Source organism: Longimicrobiales bacterium (assembly GCA_035764935.1).
GTDB lineage: Bacteria > Gemmatimonadota > Gemmatimonadetes > Longimicrobiales > RSA9 > DASTYK01.
In genome coordinates, this window is record DASTYK010000061.1 from 1 (window position 1) to 4,669 (window position 4,669).

At 66.4% G+C, this 4,669-nt stretch carries 5 protein-coding genes; 1 reads left to right on the forward strand and 4 read right to left on the reverse strand.

What is annotated here, in order from left to right:
- Nucleotides 1–676 (reverse strand): hypothetical protein (locus tag VFU06_04815; GenBank protein ID HEU5208714.1); only part of this gene is annotated, 676 nt, incomplete at its 3' end.
- A gap of 226 nt (nucleotides 677–902) precedes the next feature.
- Here VFU06_04815 and VFU06_04820 point away from each other — a divergent pair.
- Nucleotides 903–1,802, forward strand: a complete 900-nt coding sequence (locus VFU06_04820) for a GNAT family N-acetyltransferase (GenBank protein HEU5208715.1) — start codon at nucleotides 903–905, stop codon at nucleotides 1,800–1,802.
- Between the two features lie 112 nt (nucleotides 1,803–1,914).
- Here VFU06_04820 and VFU06_04825 read toward each other — a convergent pair whose 3' ends face one another.
- From VFU06_04825 to VFU06_04835, 3 genes are all read right to left on the reverse strand, one after another.
- Entirely contained in the window at nucleotides 1,915–2,595 is a 681-nt protein-coding gene (locus VFU06_04825; protein ID HEU5208716.1) for a type II CAAX endopeptidase family protein, read from the reverse strand.
- Nucleotides 2,592–3,563, reverse strand: a complete 972-nt coding sequence (locus tag VFU06_04830; GenBank protein ID HEU5208717.1) for an NAD(P)H-binding protein — start codon at nucleotides 3,561–3,563, stop codon at nucleotides 2,592–2,594. The genes VFU06_04825 and VFU06_04830 overlap by 4 nt, the downstream gene beginning before the upstream one ends.
- 125 nt (nucleotides 3,564–3,688) lie before the next feature.
- Nucleotides 3,689–4,465, reverse strand: a complete 777-nt coding sequence (locus VFU06_04835; GenBank protein HEU5208718.1) for a hypothetical protein — start codon at nucleotides 4,463–4,465, stop codon at nucleotides 3,689–3,691.
- Nucleotides 4,466–4,669 lie beyond the last annotated feature (204 nt).

The window sequence follows — 4,669 nt, forward strand, 5'->3', positions numbered from 1 at the left end:
TCATGAACTCGAGGGTGCGTAGGGACCCGCACGGCGAGAACGTGAGCACGATCGCGGCGGGCGCGCGACCGCTCGCCTCCAGCAACAACGCGTAGTCGGAAAGGAACGACTTCGTGGAAGCTGCGTCGTACACGGATTGCGTAATGAAAAAGCGACAGCCGGCATCCTGCTTGCCGAGCACCCGCAGGTGCTCATCCTCCTTCGCGACGTGCCGCTCCGCAATGGCGATCCCACCCAAGACTAGGTTGGGAGCTGCGCGCGCCAGCGCATACGCCTCCGTCAGCGGGAAAGCCGGCGTGCGCGACCGTCCGCGCGGTGCGCCGACGAGGATGCTGAGACGCGGCTCGGCCGCTGCGCGTACCCTGTCGATCCAGCGCGAGAACACCTCGCGCGGCTGCGCGTCCACACATCGATACACGATCTTCGGGATCGCAAGTTCGGCAAGTGCGTCGTACGCGTAGACCTCAGGGTCGACGGTAGGCAAGAACGGGAACGGTCGTGGCTGGCCGCCTCGCCCAGGCTCGTCCTGGATGTCGTAGACGACCAAGCCATCTGGCGCGAGCGCGCGGAGGCGGGCAATCTGTTGAGCGGCGATCTCACGCAGCCGCTCAGGATCCGTGGCTAGTTTCGGCGGCGCGATTCCGTAGAGACGAATCCCGGTAAGTCGCCGGTCCAACTTTTCGAAAAGTACATTCAACGGAAGGATCCTCTGTCCGCCCAACGTATCAGGTTTCAGGGGCGACGGCAGAGCGATAGCAGGGCGGCTTCGGCTGCTCGATGAATGAAGCATCGTGTTGAAACGCGCTCAGACTGCAAGCGTCCGGGCCGACGCGCGTATCGGAGCGTCGACCGGATTCTGCTCATGGGCTCCCATTCGACCGGCGCTCGACTATGTTCGAATCATGTCGAGCACAGAAATCACACTCCGTCGCGCAACCCCCGCCGACACCCGTCCGGCATTCGATCTCTCCATGGCATCAATGAGAGATCTATTCGCCCGTCAGGGCCAGGAGTGGAAGCTGGATCCGGAATCATTCTGGACGGTGCTGGAGCCATTCCTCACTCATCTGGCCGCTCACGCGGCAGAGTGGTGGGTCGCGGAGGACCCCGCCGATGGCTCCATGGTCGGCTACGCGCGCTCGATCGAACGGGGTGGTCTGTTTGAGTTGTCCGAATTCTTCATCCGTCCAGAGCGACAGTCGGCAGGTCTAGGTCGGCGACTGATGCAACGGGTATACCCGCCTGGACGGGGCGACGTCCGAGCGATTATCGCGACGACAGACTTCCGTGGACTGCGCCGCTACTACGCGGCAGGAACGGTGGCCCGCTTCGCGATGGCATCCCTCGCGGCGCCCCCCAAGCCAACGCGCAGTGCCGGGAACCTGGAAACCGTGCGAGCGGTGTTCGAAGATCTGCCCGAGATCGTGGCCATCGAGGAAGCAGTGTTTGGTTATCCGCGACACGCCGACTACCCATGGCTCTTTGCGCAGCGCGAGTCGTATCTGTATCGCCGGGCTGGCCGCGCGGTGGGCTTTGCGTTCTTCAGCGAGACCGGCCAGGGGCCGATAGCCGCGTTAGAGCCAACAGACCTGCCGATGATACTGCTGCACCTCGAAGCACAGGCGCACGCCCGCGGGATGGAGAGTATCTCCTTCGAGGTTCCCATGATCAACGAAGTTGCGATGCAACACCTACTGGGCCGTGGTTTCAAGATTGATGCTCCGCTCAACCTACTGATGTCCAACGTACCATTTGGCAAGTTCGATCGGCTGGTCGCGTTTGCGCCGGCCATCGTCCTGTGAGCAAGGCAGCGGGCTCGTGCTGGTCGTGTGGACGAGCGCGCTGACGGCGTCGGGCCGACGTCGACTCGAGCCTTGTCACGTCGGAGCACATCGCATGGATGCGCTTGCCGCCTCAGCCGTCCGTGACCGGATGCAGCACCACCACCGTAGTTGTCCAGATGATGTGACTGATGAGCGGTGCTACTAGTGAGTGAGTCCAGCGGCGTTGCAGCGTCCAGATGCTGCCGCACACCGCGGCCAGCAGCATGACGATCCACGAGCCGGAGCCGAACTGGGCGAGGGCGTAGCTGAGTACGCTGAGGACCATCGCCAGGCGGTCAGGGACGCGGCAGGAGAGCACCTGCAACAGTGCGCCGCGCCACAGCAACTCCTCGGCGATGATGATGGCCACGACCCAGGGGAGGGCCTCCGCGACGCTGATGCGTTGCGCGGTGGCGTACAGCTCGCTCACGGCGCTGCCGAGCCCTGGGAAGGTTGCCCGGGCCAGGAAGAAGAGGGGATAGGTGAGCAGGGTCATGGCAACCCCGACGCCCAGCCCGCTCAGCAGGGCGAGCTTGCTGGGGCGCAGCCAGCGGCGAAGCTCATGCGTAAACAGGGCGGCGATGACCCCGACCACGCTCAGCGCGAACGGCCCCATGATGCCGTAGATGTTGCCCTCGAAGTGCTGCATGAGCAGGCCCCAGCCGACGATCAAGCCGCACATCAGCGCCAGCAGCCGGTAGGACGAGGTGCGCACCTCGGCGGATCCTTGCGAGGTGTCCGCGGGCGCGTCGTCGATGGAATCGAGCCTCACGCGTCGTTCGAGCTGACGCGTTTGATCGCGCCGAACGAGAGGGTGCGGATGAGCAGCTCGGCCACGCGCGCGCGCATGCTCAGGTCGCGTTGCTCGTCCAATAGCGCGGCGCGCGCGGCGGCGTCGAAGGACATTCGCGTGTGTTCGGGCGCGAGGCGCCAAAAGCCCTCATCCTCCGAGACCAGATCGCTGAGCAGCCCTTCGACCAGCTCTTCGCTGATACGCTGGTCGGCGCGGGTGATGAAGGTGATCCAGTAGCTCGACAGTTTGGGCGTGACCACCGGGACTCGCAGCGCCAGCGGTCGACTACCGAGCAGGCGGGCGGTGCGCAGGATGATCTCGCGCGCCGAGAGCACCTCCGGGCCGGGCAGCGCCAGAGCCCTGCTCGCCGGCAGCGGCAGCTCGAGCGCGCGGGCGAGCGCAAAGGTGACATCGCCGATGCCGATTGGCTGAGTCTGGTGGTCGAGCCAGGCCGGCAGGACCATGAACGGCAGGCGCGCTGCCAAGTCGCGCACGATGCGCCAGCTCTCGCTGCCGCCGCCGATGATCATCGACGCCTGCAGCTCGAGCGTAGGCACCGGCCCCTCGCGCAGAATCTCGCCCACGCGTAGCCGGCTCGACAGGTGCCGTGAAATCGGCCCGCGTGGCCGGATACCGCCGAGGTAGATGATGCGGGAGACGCCCGCGCGCGCGGCCGCCTCGCTGAACGCGCGCGCGCTGCGACGCTCGACCTCCTCGTAGCCGGCGCCACCGGCCATCCCGTGGACGAGATAAAAGGCGGCCTGACAACCCTGCAGCGCGGCCTCCGCGGAGAGGCGGCCGGTCACGTCGAGCCGGCGGAACTCACGACCCGGGAAAGCGAGCCGCGCGCGCTCGGGTGAGCGCGTAGCGCCGACCACTTCGTACCCGCGCTCGCTGAGCATCGGGAATAGGTGGCGACCGACGAAGCCGGTGGCCCCGGTGAGCAAGACGCGCTCGACGGCCTTGGTCGCCTTTGGTCCGGGCGCGTCTGGTGTGACGCCGACGGCAGGCGATGGCCTGCGTTCTGAAGATGCGGAAGGTGAGCTCGACATTGGGGGACTCCGGCGCGGGCCTATAGACCCGCATTGAGGGACGCGGACGCGGGCTCGGCCTCGAGCACGCTCGCCCTCTCGAACGCCGCGGCCACGTCGACGGCTGAACCGAGGTGCTCGAGGTGATCATAGAGAGACGACAGGTACAGACCGAGCGGAAGAAAGTCCGCGTGCAGGCTGGTCTTGGCGTCCCGGCAGATGACGAACACCTGATGGAAGGTCGAGACGAAATGCTTCACCTCGAAGCGCACGGCGCGCTGCCCGTCACCGAAGTGGCGCCGGAACACGTCTTCGGCTCGCTCCAGGTTCAGCGCGCGCAAACCGCTACGAAAGCCGGCCGGGTCAGCCCGGTAGAAGCCGATGTAGACTTGACGCAGGGCGGCGATGAAGCTCGGGTCCCACTTCGCGACCCAGGACGCGGGTTTCCAAACGAGCGGCGTGGTGCCGCGGAAAGCCTGCTGCCGCAGGTCGAGCAGCGTCGTGTCCCCGTGCAGGAGCTGATGAAAGTACAACTCGACGAGCTGCGCCGCGCGCTCTTCCGGCGCGAGCCCTGCTGCTGCGGGTGCTGCAGACCGAGCCTCCACGGCATCGCGCGTCGCCGGCGTCTCTAGGACGATCGAGAGCGGCGAACGCGCCAGCAGCGCGCGACGTGCGTCGACCGCGCGCGCATACTGGTCGGGGTCGCGGGTGGCGCGGGCCAGGCCCTTGGCGCGCTGCCAGAGCGGCTTGGTAGGCATCACGCTGAAGAATGCGGGGGAGACAAAGGTTGCCCACTGCCCAAACTCGCCGCCCTGCAACAGCCTACCCAACATAGACCCCCCCAGAAGCAAAGTCCGATCCACGGGATGCCCCACTTGGTCAGTTGCCCGCGCGCGGGACGCGCCTGCCACGCCTTTTGCGCCTTTTGCCCCATTCCCTGGCTTGGCACCGCCCACCTCACTCGACCTCGCACGTCGCCGGGCCGGCGTCACCAGCTGCCGGAAGCTCATCTGCCACGATGC

Bases quoted from the DNA above. Each gene is read 5' to 3' on its own strand.
- VFU06_04820 (HEU5208715.1), top strand. From the start codon at position 903: ATGTCGAGCACAGAAATCACACTCCGTCGCGCAACCCCCGCCGACACC.